This window comes from Colwellia maritima, from assembly GCF_022669015.1.
Taxonomy (GTDB): Bacteria; Pseudomonadota; Gammaproteobacteria; order Enterobacterales; family Alteromonadaceae; genus Colwellia; species Colwellia maritima.
In genome coordinates, this window is record NZ_JAKKSL010000002.1 from 411371 (window position 1) to 434995 (window position 23625).

Here is a 23625-nt window from a genome sequence, read left to right on the forward strand (position 1 = left end):
CTTTAATGAGAAAAGTCTTCACCAAAAACTGAATTTAAGGTTAATAATAAATTGAAATCTTTTACTATATTTACATTGTGTTTTACATTTATCTCGTTTGTTGCATCTGTTCAAGCAGATATGGCTGCACAACACCAATTTGAAAAAAGCGCTCCAGTATCGAATCAACAATGTATTTCATGTCATAAACAAGTAGAACAAGCATGGCAAAAATCTGATCACGCTAAGGCCATGGCGATAGCAAATAAAGCCTCAGTTTTAGCTGATTTTAATCAGAGAAAAGTGGAACATTATGGTCAAAAAGCGTTGTTCTTTATTGAAAACAATCAATACAAAGTCACGATTTCTTATGATGATAAAGCGGACACTTATCAAATAAAGTATGTTTTTGGGCATTTTCCACTGCAGCAGTACCTAGTTGAAACGGAACCCGGTAAATTACAAGTACTACCTTTTGCATGGGACAGTCGAGCGAAAGCGCAAGGTGGTCAGCGTTGGTATCATAATTATAGCCATGAAGAAATTAGGCCTGAAGATAGATTGCATTGGCGTCAGCCGTTGCAAAATTGGAATGGAATGTGTGCCGATTGTCATTCTGATGGACTCGTTAGAAACTACGATATTGAAAAAAATAGTTTTACGAGTCAATTCGACAATATTAATGTTGGTTGTTTGTCCTGTCATGGTGATATGTCAGCACATGCAAAGAAACTAGCCAAAAGAAACATAGGTGCTGATGTGACTTCATCTACTCATCCTACTGGCCGTTGGTTGCGAGCAGTTGGTGATAAAATAGCACACTGGGAAGGAGAGAAGCGCGATAATGCTTTTATGGATAATTGCTTTTCGTGTCATGCTTTACGCGCACCATTAACCGATGGTTTTAAAGCGAATATCCCTTTTTTAGATCAATTTACGCCGCAATTTCCTTCAGCTCCAAACTATCATGCTGATGGCCAAATAAAAGAAGAAGTGTATGTTTATGGCTCGTTTTTACAAAGTAAAATGTTTGCTGCAGGTGTTAACTGTTTAGATTGTCATGACAAGCATACGATGAAGGTGAAAGTTGAAGGTAACGGGTTGTGTCTGCAATGTCATGGCGCGGAGGTTTACAACGTAAAAAAACATCATCAACATCAAGAAAAATCTGAAGGTTCACAATGTGTTAATTGTCATATGCCAACTAATCGTTATATGGGCGTTGACGATAGACGAGATCATAGTTTTAAAATTCCACGGCCAGATGTTTCTCAACTATTCAATACCCCCAATGCATGCACAAAATGTCATGAAAACAAGTCTAATCAATGGGCAAGTGATACATTAAAAGTATGGCATGGTGAACCGAAAGGTATTTCATCAAGCAAACAACTGTTAATGAAAATAAATAGTGGACAATCAATAAGCTTGGCACAACACCTAAGCATTATAGCGGATGAAAAGCTTGATGTGATTAGTAGAGCAACGGCTATTCAGTTATTAAGTTATACCGTGTCATCTGTGAATGCTGATGCACTTGTGCCTTATTTATCACATAACGAGCCTTTACTTAGATTAAGTGCTACCAGTGTGGCAAATTTACTTTCACCTTCGCAAAAAATAACCTATGTAGCACCGTTATTAAACGATAAATATAAAGCCATTAGAGTTTCAGCTGCACGAAGTTTACTAAGCAGCGACGTGTCTAAAATTGATAAAGAATTGTTCGATAACGCGTTTAGCGCTTTGATTCTAGCAAATAATATAAGCAGTTGGCGTGGTGAGGGGATTGTAAATAATGGACTACTCGCTATCGATTTAAATAATCTAAAAGATGCCGAGCAATCATTTAAAAAAGCGATTGAAATAGAACCCTACTTTGATGCAGCTTATATAAATTTAGCTGAAGTGTATCGTAGCCAACAAAAGCCATTTCTTGTTAATTCTGTTCTAGCAAAAGGGATAAAAAATAACCCTAATTCTGCCTCATTACATTATTCATATGGGTTGTACTTTGTACGACAACAAAAGATGGATAAAGCCATATCTTTATTTAATAAAGCAAGAGAATTAATGCCTGATAACCCTCAGTATGCTTATACGTACGTACTCGCATTAGATGGAATTGAGCAAAGCAAACAAGCGTTGGAAACGTTAAAAGCATTAATTGTAACGTATCAAGATAAATCTCAACTTAAAGAACTGGGGTTGTATCTATCACAAAAATTAAATATGAGAGCAGAATACGATTGGTTTAATGCATTATAAATACCTTGTTTTATACCTGTTTAATTAAGTGACTATTTTATACGTAAAAAAAATTGCCAAATACAAGGTCTTTATTTCGTTAACTAGTTATTTTAATGATTAAATAAGTAATGATGTAGTTGGTGATTTTGGTAAGTAGAAATGATCACATAGTTAGTGATATTAATGGTATCACTAACTTTATCAGTCGAGATTGGGCTTGAATCATTGACTGGTGCGGGCTGTAAAGAGTAGAAGGTGCTTTTACTTTTGTTTTGGTTTTGTGTTTGTATTTAAATAATGATGGTGGACGATACTGGGCTCGAACCATTGACTGGTGCGGGTTGTAAAGAGTAGAAGGTGCTTTAACTTTTGTTGTTTTTGTTTTGTGTTTTTATTTAAATAATGATGGTGGACGATACTGGGCTTGAATCATTGACTGGTGCGGGTTGTAAAGAGTAGAAGGTGCTTTTACTTTAGTTTCTGATTATATTTAATTAAGATTTCAAAATTATAATAGAGATGATGGTGGACGATACTGGGCTTGAACCAGTGACCCCCGCCTTGTAAGGGCGGTGCTCTCCCAACTGAGCTAATCGTCCATATATATCAGATAGTGATATGAATCTAAGGGGATGATGATGGTGGACGATACTGGGCTTGAACCAGTGACCCCCGCCTTGTAAGGGCGGTGCTCTCCCAACTGAGCTAATCGTCCGATATATCATTTACAAATGAGTTGTTACGGTGCTCTAACCTTGATAAATATAAGTGGCGGAGTGGACGGGACTCGAACCCGCGACCCCCGGCGTGACAGGCCGGTATTCTAACCAACTGAACTACCACTCCGCAATATATATTTACCTTCGAGTTTACCACATAAAGAGTGGACGGGACTCGAACCCGTTTCAATAAATATAAGTGGCGGAGTGGACGGGACTCGAACCCGCGACCCCCGGCGTGACAGGCCGGTATTCTAACCAACTGAACTACCACTCCGCAATATATATTTACCTTCGAGTTTAGCACTTTGTCACAAGTGTACGGGACTCGAACCCGTTTCAATAAGTATAAGTGGCGGAGTGGACGGGACTCGAACCCGCGACCCCCGGCGTGACAGGCCGGTATTCTAACCAACTGAACTACCACTCCGCAGTATATATTTATCTAAGAGACAACATGTTTTAAGTATGGTGGACGATACTGGGCTTGAACCAGTGACCCCCGCCTTGTAAGGGCGGTGCTCTCCCAACTGAGCTAATCGTCCGTCTCTGTGGGGGCGTATTATAGGCAGTTCCAAAAAGCTGTCAACATAAAAGCTATTAAAATCACTAATTTTTTTCAAAAAAGGGGTTGTTTGATTTTTTTGTGCATAACGGTGTTTTTGTCGACATTAGATTTTAAAAACATTCGCATTATTAGCGATTACTTGTAAACAAGTCTTGTTAAAAGGTGAATTAACCCAAGCACAATGATAAAATGCAGCCAAATTTTGGACCTATTTGTTTTTCTAAGCTGTTTTATTCATTAGCTTAGTCTTTTTTAATGAGAATCTTATGACTTTAACTACTCGTTTTGCTCCAAGCCCTACCGGTTATTTACACGTTGGTGGCGCACGTACTGCTTTATATAGTTGGCTTTATGCACAAAAAAATGGCGGTGACTTTATTCTTCGTATTGAAGATACTGATATAGAGCGTTCAACTCAGGCTTCTGTTGATGCCATCATGGACGGAATGAATTGGTTAAACTTAACGTGGACACATGGTCCTTACTTTCAAACAAAGCGTTTTGATCGCTATAAAGAAGTGATAGCGCAATTACTTGAATCTGGTCATGCTTATCGCTGTTATAGTACAGCGGAAGAAGTTGATGCTATGCGCGAAGAAGCCAAAGCCAAAGGTGAAATAGAAAAGTACAATGGTTTATGGCGCGATCGCACAGACTATCCAACCGATAAACCCTTTGTTATTCGTTTTAAAAACCCACTTGACGGTGACGTGGTAATTAAAGATATGGTTAAAGGTGATATTACTATAAGTAATACTCAACTTGATGATTTAATTATCGCCCGCTCTGATGGTACACCAACCTATAACTTAACGGTTGTAGTGGACGATTGGGATATGAAAGTTACCCATGTTGTGCGTGGCGATGATCATGTTTCTAATACACCAAAGCAAATAAATATTCTGGCAGCATTAGGTGCGGATATTCCAGTGTATGCACATATACCAATGATTTTAGGTGATGATGGTAAACGTTTATCTAAACGACATGGTGCTGTTGGGGTTATGCAATATCGCGATGATGGTTATTTGCCTGAAGCCCTACTAAACTATTTAGTACGTTTAGGTTGGTCGCATGGTGATAAGGAAATTTTTTCTCGTGAAGAAATGATTGAACTTTTTGATTTGAAAGATTGTAACCGTGCTCCATCAGGTTTTAATACAGACAAACTTATTTGGGTAAACCAACATTATATGAAAACGATGGACCCTGAGTACGTGGCTGAACATCTTGCTTGGCATATGAAAGATCAAGGTATAAATACTGATAATGGGCCTGCATTAGCAGAGATTGTGAAAGTTCAAGCAGATCGTGTGAAAACCTTAAAAGAAATGGCTGAGATTTCTCGTTATTTTTATGAAGATTTCTCTGAGTTTGACCCAAAAGCTGTGAAAAAACATTTACGCCCAGTAGTAAAAGAGCCGTTAGTGTTAGTGAAAGCAAAATTAGCTGCGTTAACAAACTGGGAGGCTGCACCAATTCATGAGGCGATAAATGCCGCTGCTGAAGAATTAGAAGTAGGTATGGGTAAAGTAGGTATGCCGTTGCGTGTTGCTACCACAGGGGGAGGTAATTCACCTTCACTTGATATTACGTTAGCTCTGCTTAATAAAGAAAAAGTACTTGAGCGTATTGATTTAGCTTTGGCGTTGATCGAAGAGCGCATTGCTGCCGACTAATGAATTGGTTTAAGGAGAAGATAACGTGGGAGAAATAAGTGCAATTTAGTGATTTTGGATTAGAAAGTCGTTTAATGAGTACGGTAGAGCATTTAGGCTTTGCCGAGCCAACTGAAATTCAACAGAAAGCGATACCCGCTGCAATGCAGGGGCATGATTTGATTGCCTCATCAAAGACAGGCTCAGGTAAAACCTTAGCCTTTATTATTCCTGCATTGCAACGGCTAACAAAAAACCGTGCTTTGTCCAAAAGAGACCCTCGTGTCGTTATTTTAACGCCAACTCGAGAGCTTGCTAAGCAAGTATTTAGTCAATTACGCTTATTTACGGCTAATACGCAGTTTAAGGCAGTGCTTATACTAGGTGGTGAAAACTTTAATGACCAAGTCAATGTATTAGAGAAAGACCCACACTTTATTGTTGCTACCCCTGGTCGTTTGGCTGATCATTTAACACAAGGGCACTTTTATTTAAATGGCCTAGAATTGTTAATTTTGGATGAAGCAGATCGTATGCTTGATTTAGGATTTGCCAAACAGCTAAGTCAAATTAATAAAGCTGCCGATCACCGTAAACGTCAAACCTTGTTATTTTCAGCTACTTTAGATCATGCACAGGTGAACGAGTTTGCAATAGAGTTATTGAAAAAGCCAAAACGTATTGCTATTGGTGGTGCTTTTACCGAGCATAATGATATTACTAAACGTTTTTATTTAGCAGATAATCTTGACCATAAAGAGGCACTATTAACGCACTTTTTAACGAGTGAAACGTATCAGCAAGTGATTATCTTTACAGCAACGCGCAGTGATACTGAACGTTTAGCTAACTTGCTTACCAGTAAAGACTTTAACGCAGTTGCCTTAAGTGGCGAGTTAAATCAAGGTCAACGTAACCAAATAATGGATGGTTTCAGTAAAGGCCACCATAAAATATTGGTAACGACAGACCTAGCCTCACGTGGTTTAGACTTGGTGAATGTATCTTTGGTTATTAATTTTGATATGCCCAAACATACAGAAGAGTTTATTCATCGTATTGGTCGTACGGGGAGGGCGGGGAGTAAGGGGGATGCCATTGCGTTTGTTGGCCCTAAAGATTGGTTAAGTTTTAAAAATGTTGAAGGATTAATAGAGCAAACCGTTAAATTTGATCAAGTTGACGGCTTGAAAGCTAAGTTTAAAGGATTAAAACCTAAAAAAGATAAAACAAAAGCGGTTATGGCTAACGTGAATAAAGCGTCTAAAACACAAGCGCCTAAAATGAAAAAAACCACTAAAAAGGTATTTCATGCAGCTAAAGATGTTGGCGACATGCCGATAATAAAACGCAAAAATACATTACCAAGCAACACAAATCGAAGACAGCGATATAGATGAAGTGGATTAATGGTTAATAAAAAATAGTGATAGCGTGTGGTAGCTTATACTTTAACTGACACTTTTCAGTTTTGGACTTGACCTAATCAAACAGTTGATTAGGTCAGAAATGAGCTGTTGCGCATTGCTAACTTTAGCTTTGTCTTATCTAGCGACAGGTGAGCCGACAAAGTGGTCGTTAAATCTAATTAATAACAACTAGTTAATTAGTTTTTTTTATGAAATCTAACCAAGCTAAATCTAACCAGGCCACCAATCTAAGAAATCTAACCAGGCCACCCATGATAAATCTACTCACGTGTAAAGTCACTTTTTCTGAAGTTTAGGTGAGTGAGGGAGTAGCATTAGCGAAACTGCTTTAGAAGTAAATAAATAAAAGTGAGTTGGGTTGTCTATTTACGGTGCTTTCTAATATTTTTTTAAAGCTGCGTCCTGAACAGACAATCAAAAGGTTTGGATTACTTTTCTTCCATTGAGTGCATAAGTCATTTAATATTAAGCTAAGTTTCAAGCTTATCAATAAGTAGTTTTTAATGTTTGCAAGTTTTATCCGCCCAAAGAATCTATCAAAGAAAATGATGCGGGTTATCTTTTTTATCTATTTGAGCGTAACTTGTCTAATCACAAGTATGCAGTTCTTGACCGAATATTTAAAAACGCAGAATTCAATTTTAAATGAATTAAAACAGTTGGAAGAAACAGTTCATAAACCTATAGCGACAAGTTTGTGGCAATATAACCATAATCAATTAGATGCACTTATCGCAGGTCTTGTCAAAATGCCAATTATTGAGGGTGTTGATATTATTGATAATAATTCACAAAATATTTTTTTAAAAGAGCCTACAATCTGTCATCGCCCCCCTTATCACTTTTTGATACCTCTTCAGATTTAAGTTGGACGCTTAATGAAGAAAATATAATTCTTGGAACAATTATTCTTTATTCATCGTCAGAAGTTGTTTTAGATCGTGTTTTATTCGGTTTTTCCTTAATTGCAATTACGGAAATTATAAAGTTGTCTATTTTGTTTTGGTTGTTTATCTGGGCGTTTGATCTCTATTTAGCACGTCCTTTGAAACAATTAATGTCGCAATTGGATGAGGTTCAATTGAGCCAAAACATAAGTAAACGTATTGATCTTTCGAACATTGAAAAAAACGAACTCAGTCAACTTCAAGAACATATAAATAATATGCTCTCTGCCATGGAAAAAGATCGAGAACGATTATTGGAAGACGAACAAGCTAAACGAATTTGGTTAGAAAAGGCTGTTGAAAAGCGCACAGAAGCTTTACAAATATTGAATGAAAAACTCAAAGTGCTAGCCACCAGGGATTCTTTGACTGGCGCATTAAATAGGGGAAGTTTCTTTGAAGCTGCGCAACATTTGCTCGATCTTTCTCATCGCAAGAAGTTGCCTGCCTCTTTTGTATTGATGGATTTAGATCACTTTAAAATAGTTAACGATACTTATGGGCATTACATTGGTGACAAAGTACTCATTCATTTCACAAATACACTTCAAGGTTTTTTAAGAAAATCTGACCTCATAGGGAGAGTTGGCGGAGAAGAATTTGCTATATTTCTCTATGATACCGGAATTGATGACGCTTTTCTCATTGCGGATAAAATAAGACAGGCGATTGGTAGTTCTATCCTCGAAATAGAGGGTAAAACAATCACCTATACTGTGAGTCTTGGCATTGAGTCATCTGAGCCACAAGATCATTTAATTCAAGATTTATTTAAACGCGCTGATTTAAAACTTTATGGTGCAAAAGATAAAGGCCGTGACCGTATTGAAAAATAAAAAAATGCACAACCTATTGTTCCTTGCAAGCTTCTTAATAGGAAACATCATATTAAACATCAGTCATGCTGCGATATTAAAAGTTTGCTATGACCAATGGCCCCCAATGACAATATTTCCTTCAGAAGGTTCTTCTGCACGTGGTTTTGTAATAGATATATTGCACGAAATATATACATCAAAAGGCTATGAAATTGAATATTATGAAGTTCCTTTGGCAAGAGGACTAGATATGGTAGCAAATGGTAGTTGCGATATGTTACCAGAATACCTATTTTCAAAAAATGCTGAAAAAGGTTTTGAGTATGCAGCTCAAGCAACTTTTTCATACACTGCAGCCTTTATCGTTAGACACGACGATCCTTGGATCTATAATGGTGTAGAATCTCTAAAAGGAAAGCGCATCGCAACGGGCCCGAATTTGGGACTACAGTTCAGTGAGTGTCGACTATCAAAATTATATCAACGACCTGAATAATTCAAGCTTCGTTGAAGTACTCTCTGGTAATGATGATGTGGTTGAACGAATTTTACACATGATCAAAGAAAGTAGAGTTGACTTATATGCTGATAATATACTTGTTCTTCAGTACATTATAAATAGACTGAATTTGAATAATGAACTTAAGATTGTTCAGCCTGGCTTAGAAAATAAAATGGTTGAAATGCCTATTTTCTCAAAAAACATACCGACTAAAAAAAGAGAAGAACTTATAAAAATTTGGAATGATGGACGCTTATCAATAAAAGGTAAAAAGAAAAAATGTTTATCAATAAATATAACGTAACATTTTAAGTGTTCGACAATCTTTTGGAAGTTTACCGTCTAAAATTGCATGAAAGTTAACGTTAGTCTTTAGCGATTAATAGGGGTTGCCTCTAGTTTTTACACAGCCTGCCACCAAAGCGTTTATACGGCATAGCAATAAAAGGACGTTTTCTATTCTGACTAGCAATTAATTAATTGTATTAACTATTCCCTAAGATAAATATTTTCATTTTTCAAACGAGATTACTCATCGTTATAGCCCCAAGGTGCTGCAGGTGGCGTAATTGGTTTGGTTAAATCAAAGTCTACTCTAAATTCACGTCCTTCTCGAATCATGCGGTAGGTGAATTTTTTAGGGTAAATAAACATTTGCCACGTATTACCATTTGATTGTGGAATACCTTGTTTTACAAACAGTTCTTTTGAATATTGATCAACTGGAAAAGATTGCACTCGCTCCCGTAGCCTGCATCCAAGGTATGGCCACCATACATAGTAGATCTATCGTAACTTCCATCTGCTTGACGATGATCATGCTTTAGAGAAATGCCGGAATTCGTTTTAGTTAAAATCCACGTGCGTGAGGCATCTTTTCCTACATGAAATGGAATTTGCAGCTGACGCTCAGTACATTTGCGGACATGCATTACTAATTTTTTATTAGCAAAGCTGTCACCAATAGCATTGTCGACTGTAACTTTACCCTGATATGCTTTGCCGCAGTGCTTTTTAAAATGTTCGAAATAAGCATCATGGGTTGAAATAGAAACTTGTGGAGCCGGCAAAATAACGGCCTTGCCATCAGTGATATTTGTGCCGGATTAACCGTTACGCTAATACTTACAATAGCTGCGCCAACAATACCAGTAAAAAGGCTCGATAAAATAGAGGTTCTCATGATAATTCTTTTGCATTTAATAGGTGATAACCACTGATGTTATCAGCTTTTGAATATCATACACAATATGCTTGAGTATTCTTAGATAATTCATTGATCCACAAAGAAGTAAATGTGATTTCTGTTTCTTTTGAAACTAACACATACCTACTGCGTAATGGGGGTAGCGTTTTGCTAGCACTGTTGACTAATTGATAAGTGTAATGAAATTATAAATCTTTATGGGTTATACGCTAAAATACCTTATCTAAAACTGATTTCGCTGCGCGGATTTCTTTAAATCGTTCAACGCATCCGCCTTTGTCGGGGTGATGCTTTTGAGCGAGACGCAAATATTGAGCTTTGATCATTTTAGCATCAGCATTACTGGGCAAGGCTAAAATTTCAAGTGCCTCTTTTTTATTGTCTTGTGCTATATATTGTTGCCAAAATGATTTTAGCAGCTCAGTTATTTCTTCTTCTTGTGTATCATAATAGTGTTTTGCATTGAGATAATAACTTTCGAGGGGATCTGGGGTTTCAAGCGCTGTTTTTACATTATAATTGTTTGACGTGGAGTTGTTTAATGCAATTCGCTGAATTCGCACTGATTGAATAATTAACGTGAATTTTTGCGAAAGCTGATATTGATTTTTTAAATGGTAGAGCCCATGCATGCATAAAAAATGTGCGCTAAATAAATCTTTTGTATTTGCTAAGTTAAAACGCTCAAAAGGTGTAATTTTATTCTTTTGTAAGTGCTTGATTATTTGGTGTTCACTAGTCACAGAATTACAATTTAAAAAATGATCTAGTTCATTCAAAATAAGGGCTAAATATGGGTTTAATGTGGCCACGTTCATTTTAATTATCAGTTTTTAATTATCAGTTTTTAATTATTTAGTACAATAGAGAGTAACCAGACCGTGTTACATGAAACGTTATTAAATGATCTGGTCAGCGTAATTTCACTCTGCAATTAATTGTTTTAAAGTGAACTGAGTTTCGCTACTACCTAGTTTTTCTTTTAAGTAAGGTAGCACTTCTGCCATTTGTTTTGCCAATTGCCAAGGCGGATTAACAATAAATAATCCAGTGCCTGTCATACCATATTCATCGGTGTCTGGTGATAAACAAAATTCAAGTTGTAAAAGGTTTTTAACATCGCTATAAATGAAAGCTTGTTCCATAGAATTCACCTGTTCTCGTTTAACAACAGGATACCAAAGGATGTATGTACCCGTAGCGAACTTTTTATAGGCTTTAACAATAGTATCTACGGCTTTGTGATAGTCTTCTTTAAGTTCATACGGTGGGTCTATTAATACAACACCACGACGATTAGGAGGGGGTAATAAACCTAAGATGCCCTGATACCCATCACTTTGTTTAACAAAAACCTTTTTCCAACGATAACAAAAATCGTTTAAATGTTGTATATCCGTTGGATGTAATTCAAATAAATGGGTACTGTCTTGGCGGCGCATAAAACGCTTGGCAATACCAGGTGAACCAGGATAAAGGTCAAGTTCGTTTTTTTTGTTTAAATCGTTAGTTGGATTTAATTCTTGTATTAAATTTATGTAAGGCTGCAGCGCATCAGGAAAGTTTGGTTCATTAACTAATTTAGCAATACCGTCTTTGTATTCCCCTGTTTTTTGAGAATATTCATCTGTTAGTTGATACATACCTGCGCCAGAATGGCTATCGATATAATGAAAGCCTTTTTCTTTACGGCACATATAATCAAGCACAAGTGTTAATACACTGTGTTTTAGTACATCAGCAAAATTGCCTGCATGAAAGGCGTGACGGTAACTTAACAAAGATAATCCTTAATATTTGAATATGGCTATAAAGTGTTTTTCTATTAAGCCCAGAGTAAATAGTTTGTTCATTTTTATTTATTCTGGGCGACTTGACGTTTTAACTTATGCTTGACTCGCTAAGTATTCATCGTAGGTGCCCGCAAAGTCATTATAACCTTCAGCGGTTATTTCAATAATACGGGTAGCGATAGTTGATACAAATTCTCGGTCGTGACTGACAAATAACAAGGTGCCTTCGTAGGATTCTAGCGCCATGTTTAATGATTCAATTGACTCCATATCCATGTGGTTAGTTGGTTCATCAAGTACTAATACATTGGGTTTTTGCATCATCAATTTACCAAATAACATGCGACCTTTTTCACCACCAGAAAGCACTTTAACCGACTTTTTAATATCGTCAGCAGAAAATAATAGTCTACCTAAATAGCCGCGAACAGCTTGTTCATCGTCGGTTGGTTGACGCCATTGGCTCATCCATTCAAATAAGTTCATATCGGTTTCAAACTCGTATTCATGGTCTTGAGCATAGTAGCCAATATTAACATTTTCAGACCACGTAAATTCGCCAGACGATAGTTCATAACCCACATCATTCATTAAGGTACGTAAGAACGTCGTTTTACCAATACCATTCTCACCAATAATAGCAATGCGTTCACCCACTTCAATCAGTGCTGAAATGTCTTTAAGGATAGGTGTGTCATCAAAACTTTTGCTCAAATTCTCGATAACTAACGCATTACGGAATAATTTCTTTTCTTGTTCAAAACGAATAAATGGGTTACTCCGACTTGAGGCCTTTACTTCATCAAGTTGAATTTTATCTATTTGTTTAGCGCGAGAGGTGGCTTGTTTTGCTTTGGACGCATTTGCTGAGAAACGAGCAACGAACGCTTGTAACTCACCAATCTGTGCCTTTTTCTTTGCATTGTCTGCTAATAAACGTGCTCGTGCTTGTGTTGCGGCAAGCATGTACTCGTCATAATTACCTGGGTAAACACGTAACTCACCGTAATCTAAATCAGCCATGTGTGTACAAACACTATTTAAAAAATGTCTATCATGCGAGATGATAATCATCGTTGAATCACGAGCGTTTAATGTTTCTTCAAGCCATTGAATAGTGTGAATGTCCAAGTTGTTGGTTGGTTCATCCAGTAATAAAATGTCAGGGTCTGAAAACAAAGCTTGAGCTAGTAGAATACGTAATTTAAAGCCTGGCGCTATTTCACTCATCAAACCATAATCTTTGGTCTACTGGAATGCCCACGCCAATTAATAATTCACCCGCACGAGCTTCTGCACTATAACCGTCCATTTCAGCATATTCAGATTCTAAATCACCTACACGCATACCATCAGCTTCACTCATTTCAGGTAATGCATAAATACGATCACGCTCTTCTTTAACTGCCCATAGTTCGGTATGTCCCATTATAACGGTATCAATAACGCTAAATGATTCAAATGCAAACTGATCTTGACGTAATTTACCCAAACGTTCGCCAGTATCAAGGTTAACATTACCTGAAGTTTGCTCTAAATCACCCCCTAAAATTTTCATGAAGGTCGATTTGCCACAACCATTTGCGCCGATTAAGCCGTAGCGATTTCCGCCACCAAATTTTTGTGAAATGTTTTCAAATAATGGTTTTGCGCCAAATTGTTGAGTTATGTTGTTTGCTGCTAGCATGTACTTTTATCCTATATATCGTCATCAAACGGGTAAATTCAGTGTTAGAAGTGTCGGTTGCTTTTGGCAATTTGTTCTTCTTTGTTTAATTTATCGTATTGATTTTGAACTAAACTTATAAAGTAAGGTTTTAGCTGTTTAGTTCAAACATTCAAAAATTAATTAAGTTTATTTATTGCTATGTTGAGTATTTGCATTGTTAGGGTGTCGTTTTTTAGGGGCTTTATTTGGTGAACGATCAGTAAACTGATCATCACTAAAGCGAGTTAACCCTTTTTTTGCTGTTTGACTATTCGTACCTGATTTGTTGGTGCTATTAGGTGTATTTCGTCTTTTTTGGCCTGGGTTACTTTTAAAGCCTTGGGCATTATTCTTACCTTGTCGTCTATCACTGTTTTGATTGCGTAGTTCGTTACGTGTTTCTCTCGGCACTAAACAGGTTGGTGATGAGCCAATGAGTTTACTCAAGCCCATTTTTGTTAATGCAACACGTATTTCAGGCCAATTAAGAGGATCGTGATAGCGTAAAATAGCTTTATGCAAGCGTCTTTGTATTGCCCCTTTAGGGACAACAATTGCGCCATCGTCTTTCGCTAAATTTTTACTGGTGACATTACGTAGTGAATTTAATTCAGTATGATACAGCGTTGTGGCATTCGCTAAAGGTGAAGGGTAAAAATTTTGTACTTGATCTAATTTAAAGTCATTTTCTTTAAGCCACAATGCCAAATTAACCATATCTTTATCTGTAGTACCCGGGTGTGCGGAGATAAAATAAGGAATTAAGTATTGTTTTTTACCCGCTAATTTTGAGTAATGGTCAAACATTTCTTTAAATTTGTCGTAACTACCCATACCTGGTTTCATCATATTATTTAAAGGACCAGTTTCGGTATGTTCGGGCGCTATTTTTAAATAGCCGCCTACATGATGGCTTGCTAATTCTTTAACATATTCAGGATCTTGTATTGCTAAATCGTATCGGACGCCAGAGGCTATGAGTACTTTCTTAATGCCTTTAACTTTTCTCGCTTTACGGTACAACTCGATAGTAGGTGTATGATCTGTGTCTAAATGACCACAAATTGTTGGCCAGACACAAGACGGTTTTCTACAGGTGGCCTCGGCTTTTTCACTTTTACAATTAAGCTGATACATATTCGCTGTAGGGCCACCTAAATCTGAAATAACACCAGTAAAACCAGGAACTTTTACTTTTATATCTTCGATTTCGGCAATAATTGATTCATGTGAACGTGACTGAATAATACGGCCTTCATGTTCTGTAATAGAACAAAAAGTACAGCCGCCAAAGCAACCACGCATGATGTTGATTGACGTTTTAATCATGTCGTAGGTCGGAATTTTTGCTTTACCATAACTTGGATGCGGTACGCGTTGGTATGGTAAGCCAAATACACCATCCATTTCATCTTGCGAAAGTGGTTTAGCAGGGGGATTTAACCAGATAATTCGGCTACCATGAGCTTGCACTAATGGTTTAGCTGATGTTGGGTTTACCTCTTGATGGAAAATACGCGACGCATGGGCGTACATAATTTTATTGTCTTTAACTTGCTCAAAGGTGGGTAAGTTAATGTAGGTATTTTCCCAAGGTTTTGCTTTGTCTTGCCAAGTTTTATTTTTAGTGTATTTGAATTCTGAAATGTTCACGACTTGTGCTGTTTTAGTGATATCTTTTTCTTCACTTGCTATATCAGTGGTTGTTGCACTGTTTTCACTACAACTTGTTGATGTTATTTCTGCGTATGGATTTGGAATAGGTTCTATTTTTCCTGGTCTATCAATATCGCGAGAATCAATACCTTTCCGGCCGGGGAGGGCTTGATTGGCTAAAAAAGCACTACCACGAACATCGGTGATATTTTTAATATCTTCACCCTGAGCGATACGATGGGCAATTTCAACAAGTGGACGTTCGGCATTTCCGTAAATTAATAAGTCGGCCTTTGAATCAAATAATACAGATTGACGTACTTTATCAGACCAGTAATCGTAATGCGCAATGCGTCGTAAACTTGCTTCTATACCACCAATAACAATAGGTACGCCTTTAAAAGCCTCTTTACAGCGTTGAGTATAGGCAGTTACCGCACGATCAGGACGTTTACCACCTTCATCATTTGGTGTGTAGGCATCATCATGGCGCATACGACGTTCAGCTGTATAGCGGTTGATCATTGAATCCATGTTACCTGCGGTTACACCAAAAAATAAGTTGGGTTTACCAAGGGCCATAAAGGCATCTTTTGAACGCCAGTCAGGTTGTGAAATCATACCAACGCGAAAGCCTTGGGCTTCTAACATTCTGCCAATGATCGCCATACCAAAGCTAGGATGATCTACATAGGCATCACCAGTAACGATTATAATATCGCAGCTATCCCGGCCCAAGGTGTCCATTTCTTTTCTGGACATAGGGAAAAATGGCGCAGTGCCATAGCTTTCAGCCCAATATTTAGGGTAATCGAATAAGGCTTTTGGCTGAGATTTGCTCATAGATAGGCTCAATTTGGTTTGTTATTGGGTTCGTTGTTTGAGTTACTATTTATTAGATTATAATCGAAAGAATAAACGGCTAACTCAATTGACCGAAACTTAGCGCGCGATTATAGCAAAAATAACGCAGGTTTTCTAAAAGAATCTATTATCGTCAGCAGATTTAATGGGGGTTTATATTTACAGTCTATTGTATACTATTTTGGTGTTGTATATTTACAACAAGTAACGCTTTTGTTTTAATCAGATTACAAAATGATTAAAGAGAAGAATAATGAAATTAGCATTGATCACTTGCGCTGTTGTTTCAGCACTGAGCCTGTCTGGTTGTAATGAAACGGAAAAAAAGTTTCCGTTGAATCTATTCACCAGAGCAAAGAAAGTAGTTCAATTAACGTTGAAAATCAAAGCAAAATCACAATCAATGAATTATACACTCAAGCAACACAAACCCTATTTGGGCAAAGAGCGCTTGAAGCTTCAATGTATGGGTTATCCGTTGATGAAGTGGGTGCGGAATTTAAAGATAAACTAGAAGATTTTAGCCCGCAGAATGAAGCAAAGCTGCGCCAACAATTAGCTAGCTTATCGGCGAAAATCAATCATTTTATACAATCAGAAGTCACTAGCACAGCGCTTGACAACCAAGAGGTTATGACAAGTATTACCCAGTATTACGCGGTCATAAAGATTTCCCCATAGGCTATATTGATGTATGGATGGGCTTATCGCCCTTTATTGTCAATCAGATCAATGGGCCACTAATCGATATTCCTCGTATTATGCTTAATGATCAGCCAATCACTACAGAACAAGAGGCACTAAATTATATAAACCGTTTAGGAAAGTTTGGTGAAATGATCTCGAGTATAGAGGAAAAACTTGCCTACGATACTGCTCAAAATTGGTTACCACCTAAAAGTACGGTTACTGGTGCCATACGTTACTTGAAAGGATTTATCAGTGAAGACCCAAGTAAACATACGTTTGTGAGTAATTTTACAAGTAAAGTAAACAAGATCGAATCGCTGTCGGAGGTTAAAAAACAACACTTAACTGCGCAAGCTCTCGCACAAGTGACAAAAGTGGTTTATCCCGCATATCAGTCAATAACGAAAGCAACAGAGCAATTATTAACGAAAGCAAGAAAGGAAGGCGGAATTTGGGCACAACCTAATGGTGAGGTATATTATCAAGAAGCGATCTTCCAGTTAGGTAATAGCTCACTCAAGGCAGATAAAATTCATCAAATAGGTTTGGATGAAGTAACCCGTATCAGCAAACAGATGGATACTATACTTTCAAACCAAGGATATAAAGAAGGTAGCGTAGGTGAGCGTATGATTGCGCTTACTAAAGAGCCACGTTTTTTGTATGAAGATTCCAAAGCAGGACGGGATAAACTACTGAATGATCTCAATGGCTATATTAATGAAATTACTCAAAAAATGGCACCTATTTTTAAAACAAAACCTAGTTATAACGTTGAAGTGCGTGCTTTTCCGGTAGAAATTCAAGATGGTGCCCCAGGGGGCAATATAGCCCACCTTCTCTTGATGGTTCGAAACCTGGCATTTATTGGATCAACTTACGTGATATGAAAGCTAATCCAACCTTTAGTTTAAAAACATTAACCTATCATGAAGCTAACCCAGGACATCATTGGCAAGTCGCTTTAAATATGGAGCAAGCATCATTACCTTTTTTACGGCGTATTGCTCCTTACAATGCATATATTGAAGGTTGGGCCTTATATAGTGAACTAGTTGCCAGTGAATTAGGATTATATGAGAATGACCCTTTCGGTAATTTAGGTCGATTACAGGCTGAACTATTTCGTGCGGTACGTTTAGTGGTTGATACCGGTATGCATCATAAACGTTGGACGCGTGAACAAGCTATTACTTATATGAGTGAAAAAACGGGTAACGCAGAGTCAGATGTCATTGCTGAAATTGAACGTTATATTACCTGGCCGGGACAAGCATTGGGATATAAATTAGGCATGTTGAAAATATTGTCATTACGTGAACATGCAAAGCTTGAACTCGGTGAACAATTTGACTTAAGTGCTTTCCATGACGTGGTATTACTTGGCGGTGCGGTACCAATGACTGTGTTAGAGCGGAATGTGAATCGTTGGATTAAATCACAAATATAGAGGCAACGTTAACCTACTAATGTTTATCATTTTCACGTTAATATTTCTTATGTTAACGTGAAAATATTAAGGTAAACAACTATTCAAAAAGACTACCAACGACTTTAATTGATATATTTTCGTCGTTATTTTTTAAATTATTGCTAAGTTTCTTTAATGTAATTGACATTGTTTTATTAAGAAACAATGTGTTTTTCCAAGTTCTGCTGAACTTTCAAGTTGCGCAATTTCATCAGCCGCAAAGATGCTATCTGATAAAATTACCGCTGAACAATTACCTTTACTTAATACAGAGGTTATTTGTTTTAATTCAACTTTCGCTCGATTAGTGGCGCTAGTTTTATAGTTCACCATCAGTATTTTAGATGCATCAATTCCATGCGTTTTAGCTAATTTTTCTATTGAATTTTCTTGTGGATTTATAAATAAAACCCATTTTTTATCTTGCTTATGCTGATGGCAAATACTCGCATATTGACTAGTTAAGTCAAAGTAATCAGAGACATTTGTATGCTGTAACCAATTAATACTTATTGTTTTGTTATTTGTGTATCTATTAGTTAAGGTGCTGATATTGCTATTATTTGTGTTAAACATTGTTGCTTACCTCTGTGTGTATCAAGTAATAAATATAAGTACTGTATGTATGTACAGTATATGTAATTTGATTAATATTCAACCTTTTTTTAACTAATTTAAAATAAGCTTTGCTGTGATGTATAAATAATAAAAGTGACACATGTAGGTAGCAGATTTATGAAGATTTTGTTATTGTGTTTGTTATCTAGAAAGTTTTCATTTAACAAGTCTTGATCGTTCAAAATAAAATTATAATCGATTAAGCTGTGAGACTAATTATGTTTAATAACATGAAAATAATATTGGCGGATGATCATCCTTTATTTCGCCAAGCGTTAACACTTACCCTGAAATCTCATTTTAGCGATGCTGAAGTTTTTGACGCACAAACCATCCCTGAACTTGAACAGCATCTGCAAAAAGAAAATGATGCCGATTTATTATTACTTGATTTAGATATTCCTGGCGCTCAAGGTTTTAATAGCTTGATTACTATAAGACGAACATACCCCAATTTAGGGGTGGTTATTATTTCTGGTTTTGAGGATAAAGAAACTATTTATAAGGCCATGAGTTTTGGTGCTGCTTGGTTTTATACCAAAATCTACGCCCGTATCAGATATGGTTATTGCTATTAAAGAAGTGCTTAATGGTAAATTATGGACGCCTGACGGTGAGTTTACTGGTCAAGCTAAAACAAGTATTGCAGAAGACAAAATTGCGTCGTTAACGGCTAAACAGCATGAGATTTTACTGATGTTTGCTGATGGTTTATTGAATAAACAAATAGCTTATGAGTTAGGGCTATCTGAATCGACGATTAAAAGCCATGCAAGTACAATATTTTTAAAACTAGGTGTGCGAAACCGTACCCAAGCAGTAATAGTGTTAAATGAATTACAGCTAAGTCAAAGTGCTTTTGGTCACGACATGAGCGAATAAACGTTTTTTATTTGCCTATTATTTATAAACCGTTGTGAGAATAATTATTTGCTAGCTCTTTAGTAAGCAATGAGCTAATTAAAGCACGTAGGGCAAGTGGTTTAATAATTTTTCTTAAATAGCTAACGTTATGTAGTTTTGCTAGCGACATAAGATTTTCATCGGTTGTTGCCGTAATCAGTACGGCAGGTAATGAGTATTGGCTCATAAGTCTTAATTGTTCAATGAGCTCTATACCATTTATTTGATCAATAGTGCGATTTTTTAAATTTCTTTCATTTAACAAACCATCCACATTTAACACCATATCATCCGATTTACTATCGCTAAGTTGATAATCAACCAGTAAGATATCTATCTCATCTTCATGTTTTTTATATATGTTTTTAGCTTGTTGAGCCGTTTTAGCTGTAAATACTCGGCATTGCCAAGTTGTTAATAAGGTAGACATACCGTCAAGTATCGATTGCTCGTTGTCTACGCATAGAACCCCAACACCTTGCAAATTCATACTCGCCTTAAGTAATGGTTGATCTGTTTTGATGTTATATTTGGTTACTGGCACATTAACGCTAAATAAGCAGCCGTGACCAGGTTTTGATTTTAAATTGATATTATGATTTAAAATATGGGCTAAACTTTGGGCAATGTTTAAACCTAAACCGAGTCCTTTAGGGCCCATCGAATTCAGACTATTTAGTTGGGTGAATTGCTCAAAAACTTGTTCTTGTTTTTCTAGCGGAATTCCAGGGCCATTATCAAACACTTGAATACTTAGTTCATCACCTTGTCTACGACAGCCTAGCAATACTTTATGTATTTTATTCCGTGTGCCTGTGTGCGCATAACGGAAAGCATTACTGAGGAAATTTTGTAAAATTCTTGATAGTAACGTTATATCACTGACAATGAATAATTTACTTGTTTTGCAGTGAAATTCAATTTTATATTCATCAGTAAGGGCATTAAACTCGCTTGATAGCATATCGCAGATTTGTTTAACTGAAAATGCTTCAATGTTAGGTTTGATATTACCACTTTCGATACGCGCTATTTCGTTAAGATCAAGCAATAAGCTATTGGCAATCTCCAAAGAATTATCAATTTGTTTTATCTGATCACGTACGTCACGGGAAACTTTTGGGTTTAATGATGCTGAAGATGAGAATAATCGGGCAGCAGACAAAGGTTGTAACAAGTCATGGCTACATGCTTTTAAGTATTGGCTTTTTTTCACATGTGCTTGTACCGCTTTTTCTTGTGCTTGTGCTAATTCTGCATTGGCTTGTGCAAGCTCTTTATTCGCTTGTTCTAATTCTGCAGTACGAAAACGCACTCTTGATTCAAGATCGGTATTTTCGTCCTTTAATACTTTTTCAGTTTGACGATACTTAGTTATATCTGAAAATATCATCACGAAGCCACCACCAGGTATTGGATTACCTTCTATATGAATATTTTTACCATTTTTTAATTTATATTCAGAGTTATGTCGGCTGCCGACTTTGATAAATTGAATACGTTTATCAACCTGTTTTGCAATATCTTCTATAAAATACCCTTGTTGACTAAGGTTAAAATGAATTAATTGACTAATAGGGCAGCCAATATAAATAATTTCATCCGGGTACTTAAAAATATCTATATATTGTTTATTCCAAGCGACTAACTTAAGTTCGCTGTCTATAACAGATATGCCTTCGCTGACATTCTCAATAGCACTTTGCAATACCGTACGACTGAACTCTAACTGCTGAGTTGAGTTGTCTTCAACTAATTTTGCTACTTGATCAAACGCCATGTTTTGCCCACTAATAGCAAAAGACGTAACTAATTTAGCTGACGCTGAGCCTAATACGCGTGCAAGCGTTGTTTCGGCATGCAGCAATATTGCCTCATTAAACTTTTTGCTGTTTTTATTACCGTGATGACGATGAAATTGTTTAAAGCATTGTTGGGCTTTTTCTTTACCAATAAATCGGGCAACTAAAAATTCTAACTCAACCAAATCAACTTTAGGTTGAATGGGTAGGTTCCATTGAGTGTTGGTTCTATCTTTATAAAAGAACTTACTTTGCATTTGCTCTCGGATGCTTTGCCTTGTTAATAAGGATACTAACCAAAGAGAGATAACGTTAATAAGTAACCCCAACAAAGTTATAACAGTAGTTTTTGGTAAATCAGTGTTTACCAATGGATGATCATATATCCCTAACTGTGGTAGTAAATTAAATAATACCCAAATAGCAAAGCCACTGCTTATGCCTGTTAAAACACCGGCAAGTGTTGCTTTTCGCCAATAGAAAGCTACAAATAATGACGGACCTACTTGCGCTATCGCACCAAAAGCAACTTCACCTAATGAAGATAACGTATCTGGAGGAGATAATAATAAGAGGCCATAACTTAAGAAAACAACAAATAATACAAGGGCTTTACGAATGAGTAAAAGTTGAGATTGAAAATGATTAAAGTCGTGTTGTTGTTGACGAGAATATTTAAACATTAAAGGGAATACGATTTCATTACTTAGCATAGTACTCAAGGCGATTGTTGAAACAATCACCATTGAACTGGCTGCTGAAACAGCACCTAAAAATGCAAATAAAGACAACCATACTTGCCCATGATAAGCGGGTAAGAAAAGTACATAAGCGTCAGCAGCTAATGAATTTCCATAATTTAAGTTACCGGCTAAACCAAGTGGAGCAGCAAAAAAAGCAAAAATAATGACATAAACAGGTAGCAGCCACCTTGCCATACTACTGGTTTTTTGATCTTTTATTTCAACAAACATCACTTGAAATTGTCTTGGCAAACATAAAAAAGCAGACATTACGATAATTAACATACCGAACATGCCAACAAGACCAGAAAATTCAAATTGTTTATCTAGATTTAGTTGATCTTTTGATAACTCCCAAATGGCTGAGGGTGAATCATATATCAGGTAACAAACGAACATGCCTACAACAAAGAAAGCAATCAATTTCACCAGTGATTCAAAAGCAATAGCAATCATTACACCCGGATGGCGTTCTGTGATATCGATGGTACGAACACCAAAAATAATAGTAAATACAGCAAGAATAATACTAACAATGAGTCCAAGTTGCCAAATAGGTAAATCGGGAGTTTCTTGTAATATTTGATAGGAATAGATAATGGCTTTTAGCTGCAACGCTATATAAGGCATAGTACCAATGAGCACTACAATAGTAATAATGACTGCTAAATTTTGTGATTTACCAAACCGTGCTGATAATAAATCAGCAATAGAGGTAATTTTAAGCTGTAAGCTTGTTTTTATTATGCGTTGAATGAAAGGCCAAGCAAAAATAAATAATAAAATAGGTCCTAAGTAAACTGAAAGATAAGTATATGACTGATTAGCAGCTTGCGCTGAGGTGCCTAAGAATCCCCAAGAAGTACAGTACACGCCTAAAGATAGGGCATAAATAACAGTTTGCTGTTTACTTTTAAGCTTATTTCTATATTTACTGCCTAAATACGCAATAAGAAATAACAAACTTATATAGCCAATGCTAACACAAACTAATAACCAATTTGAAAACATACCCATTCCACAGCACTAAACACCCATAATGAATTTATCATAGTTCAGCCTTAAAGCATCCCTCATATTTCTAGAACTTAAGTACTAGTACTTCTCACCTATTATTAGATTACGACTAAAGGACTAAACCCTAGGTGCTAAGTCTTATTGCCGATTGTTAGATTTTTGTACTGTTCTATTATGTTTTTGGAAACAGAAAATGAATAAATAAAAAGTACATATCAATAGTACTTAACGACATAGATATAAAAACACAAACAAAAATACATATAACTAGGGGAAACAACA

The 23625-nt window shown here is 36.6% G+C and carries 15 protein-coding genes, 6 tRNA genes and 3 pseudogenes; 11 read left to right on the plus strand and 13 right to left on the minus strand.

Annotation, left to right across the window (positions count from 1 at the left end):
• Window positions 1-51: 51 nt before the first annotated feature.
• Window positions 52-2247 (plus strand): multiheme c-type cytochrome, encoded by a 2196-nt coding sequence (locus L3081_RS12025; protein WP_242286409.1) that lies wholly within the window; start codon window positions 52-54, stop codon window positions 2245-2247.
• 505 nt (window positions 2248-2752) lie between these two features.
• Here L3081_RS12025 and L3081_RS12030 read toward each other — a convergent pair.
• The 6 genes from L3081_RS12030 to L3081_RS12055 form a co-directional block, all read right to left on the minus strand.
• Window positions 2753-2828, minus strand: a tRNA-Val gene (locus tag L3081_RS12030).
• Window positions 2829-2868: 40 nt separating this feature from the next.
• Window positions 2869-2944, minus strand: a tRNA-Val gene (locus L3081_RS12035).
• A gap of 54 nt (window positions 2945-2998) precedes the next feature.
• Window positions 2999-3075, minus strand: a tRNA-Asp gene (locus L3081_RS12040).
• A gap of 73 nt (window positions 3076-3148) precedes the next feature.
• Window positions 3149-3225, minus strand: a tRNA-Asp gene (locus L3081_RS12045).
• Between the two features lie 76 nt (window positions 3226-3301).
• Window positions 3302-3378 (minus strand) — tRNA-Asp (locus L3081_RS12050).
• Between the two features lie 39 nt (window positions 3379-3417).
• A tRNA-Val gene (locus L3081_RS12055) sits at window positions 3418-3493 on the minus strand.
• Window positions 3494-3782: 289 nt separating this feature from the next.
• On the opposite strand from L3081_RS12055, the gene gltX reads away from it, so the two are divergent.
• The 6 genes from gltX to L3081_RS12085 all read left to right on the plus strand — a co-directional run bounded on the left by gltX (window position 3783) and on the right by L3081_RS12085 (window position 9175).
• Window positions 3783-5195: a glutamate--tRNA ligase gene (gene gltX / locus L3081_RS12060; protein ID WP_242286411.1), complete on the plus strand. Its 1413-nt coding sequence runs from the start codon at window positions 3783-3785 to the stop codon at window positions 5193-5195.
• Window positions 5196-5233: 38 nt separating this feature from the next.
• Window positions 5234-6574 carry a DEAD/DEAH box helicase gene (locus L3081_RS12065; protein WP_242286413.1) on the plus strand — a complete coding sequence of 447 codons (1341 nt, stop codon included), beginning with the start codon at window positions 5234-5236 and terminating at the stop codon, window positions 6572-6574.
• Between the two features lie 638 nt (window positions 6575-7212).
• A complete protein-coding gene (locus L3081_RS12070; RefSeq protein ID WP_242286415.1) occupies window positions 7213-7470 on the plus strand; it encodes a hypothetical protein in 258 nt (85 codons plus the stop codon).
• Window positions 7471-7592: 122 nt separating this feature from the next.
• Window positions 7593-8387, plus strand: a complete 795-nt coding sequence (locus tag L3081_RS12075; RefSeq protein ID WP_242286416.1) for a GGDEF domain-containing protein — start codon at window positions 7593-7595, stop codon at window positions 8385-8387.
• Complete coding sequence (locus tag L3081_RS12080) at window positions 8377-8865, plus strand: substrate-binding periplasmic protein (RefSeq protein WP_242286418.1); 489 nt, start codon at window positions 8377-8379, stop codon at window positions 8863-8865. Before L3081_RS12075 ends, L3081_RS12080 begins: the two co-directional genes overlap by 11 nt.
• 58 nt (window positions 8866-8923) lie before the next feature.
• Entirely contained in the window at window positions 8924-9175 is a 252-nt protein-coding gene (locus L3081_RS12085; protein WP_242286419.1) for a hypothetical protein, read from the plus strand.
• Between the two features lie 224 nt (window positions 9176-9399).
• Here the strand turns inward: L3081_RS12085 and L3081_RS12090 are convergent.
• The 5 genes and pseudogenes from L3081_RS12090 to L3081_RS12110 all read right to left on the minus strand — a co-directional run bounded on the left by L3081_RS12090 (window position 9400) and on the right by L3081_RS12110 (window position 16078).
• A pseudogene (locus L3081_RS12090) lies at window positions 9400-9965 on the minus strand (hypothetical protein).
• A gap of 322 nt (window positions 9966-10287) precedes the next feature.
• On the minus strand, window positions 10288-10821 hold the full coding sequence (locus L3081_RS12095; protein ID WP_242286421.1) for a DNA-J related domain-containing protein: 534 nt from the start codon (window positions 10819-10821) through the stop codon (window positions 10288-10290).
• Between the two features lie 180 nt (window positions 10822-11001).
• Window positions 11002-11859, minus strand: a complete 858-nt coding sequence (locus tag L3081_RS12100) for a 23S rRNA (adenine(2030)-N(6))-methyltransferase RlmJ (protein ID WP_242286423.1) — start codon at window positions 11857-11859, stop codon at window positions 11002-11004.
• 105 nt (window positions 11860-11964) lie between these two features.
• Window positions 11965-13558 (minus strand): annotated as a pseudogene (locus L3081_RS12105) (ABC-F family ATPase).
• 168 nt (window positions 13559-13726) lie between these two features.
• Window positions 13727-16078 carry a YgiQ family radical SAM protein gene (locus L3081_RS12110; RefSeq protein WP_242286425.1) on the minus strand — a complete coding sequence of 784 codons (2352 nt, stop codon included), beginning with the start codon at window positions 16076-16078 and terminating at the stop codon, window positions 13727-13729.
• 483 nt (window positions 16079-16561) lie between these two features.
• Between L3081_RS12110 and L3081_RS12115 the strand changes: the two genes are divergently transcribed.
• On the plus strand, window positions 16562-16780 hold the full coding sequence (locus tag L3081_RS12115) for a hypothetical protein (protein WP_242286427.1): 219 nt from the start codon (window positions 16562-16564) through the stop codon (window positions 16778-16780).
• Window positions 16781-16860: 80 nt separating this feature from the next.
• Window positions 16861-18239, plus strand: a pseudogene (locus L3081_RS12120) (DUF885 domain-containing protein).
• Between the two features lie 153 nt (window positions 18240-18392).
• On the opposite strand, the gene L3081_RS12125 reads toward L3081_RS12120, so the two are convergent.
• Entirely contained in the window at window positions 18393-18836 is a 444-nt protein-coding gene (locus L3081_RS12125) for a hypothetical protein (RefSeq protein WP_242286429.1), read from the minus strand.
• A gap of 272 nt (window positions 18837-19108) precedes the next feature.
• On the opposite strand from L3081_RS12125, the gene L3081_RS28270 reads away from it, so the two are divergent.
• Both L3081_RS28270 and L3081_RS28275 read left to right on the plus strand, forming a co-directional pair.
• Window positions 19109-19456 carry a response regulator gene (locus tag L3081_RS28270; protein ID WP_338027317.1) on the plus strand — a complete coding sequence of 116 codons (348 nt, stop codon included), beginning with the start codon at window positions 19109-19111 and terminating at the stop codon, window positions 19454-19456.
• On the plus strand, window positions 19440-19760 hold the full coding sequence (locus L3081_RS28275) for a response regulator transcription factor (RefSeq protein ID WP_338027318.1): 321 nt from the start codon (window positions 19440-19442) through the stop codon (window positions 19758-19760). Before L3081_RS28270 ends, L3081_RS28275 begins: the two co-directional genes overlap by 17 nt.
• A gap of 22 nt (window positions 19761-19782) precedes the next feature.
• Here L3081_RS28275 and L3081_RS12135 read toward each other — a convergent pair whose 3' ends face one another.
• The gene (locus L3081_RS12135) at window positions 19783-23337 is read right to left on the minus strand and encodes a hybrid sensor histidine kinase/response regulator (RefSeq protein WP_242286431.1); all 3555 of its coding nucleotides are present in this window, start codon (window positions 23335-23337) and stop codon (window positions 19783-19785) included.
• Between the last annotated feature and the right edge of the window lie 288 nt (window positions 23338-23625).

Coding starts and splice junctions, on each gene's coding strand:
- gltX (WP_242286411.1), top strand. CDS start 3,783: ATGACTTTAACTACTCGTTTTGCTCCAAGCCCTACCGGTTATTTACAC.
- L3081_RS12085 (WP_242286419.1), top strand. CDS start 8,924: ATGATCAAAGAAAGTAGAGTTGACTTATATGCTGATAATATACTTGTT.
- L3081_RS12110 (WP_242286425.1), bottom strand. CDS start 16,078: ATGAGCAAATCTCAGCCAAAAGCCTTATTCGATTACCCTAAATATTGG.
- L3081_RS12115 (WP_242286427.1), top strand. CDS start 16,562: ATGTATGGGTTATCCGTTGATGAAGTGGGTGCGGAATTTAAAGATAAA.
- L3081_RS12125 (WP_242286429.1), bottom strand. CDS start 18,836: ATGTTTAACACAAATAATAGCAATATCAGCACCTTAACTAATAGATAC.
- L3081_RS28270 (WP_338027317.1), top strand. CDS start 19,109: ATGAAAATAATATTGGCGGATGATCATCCTTTATTTCGCCAAGCGTTA.
- L3081_RS28275 (WP_338027318.1), top strand. CDS start 19,440: ATGGTTATTGCTATTAAAGAAGTGCTTAATGGTAAATTATGGACGCCT.
- L3081_RS12135 (WP_242286431.1), bottom strand. CDS start 23,337: ATGTTTTCAAATTGGTTATTAGTTTGTGTTAGCATTGGCTATATAAGT.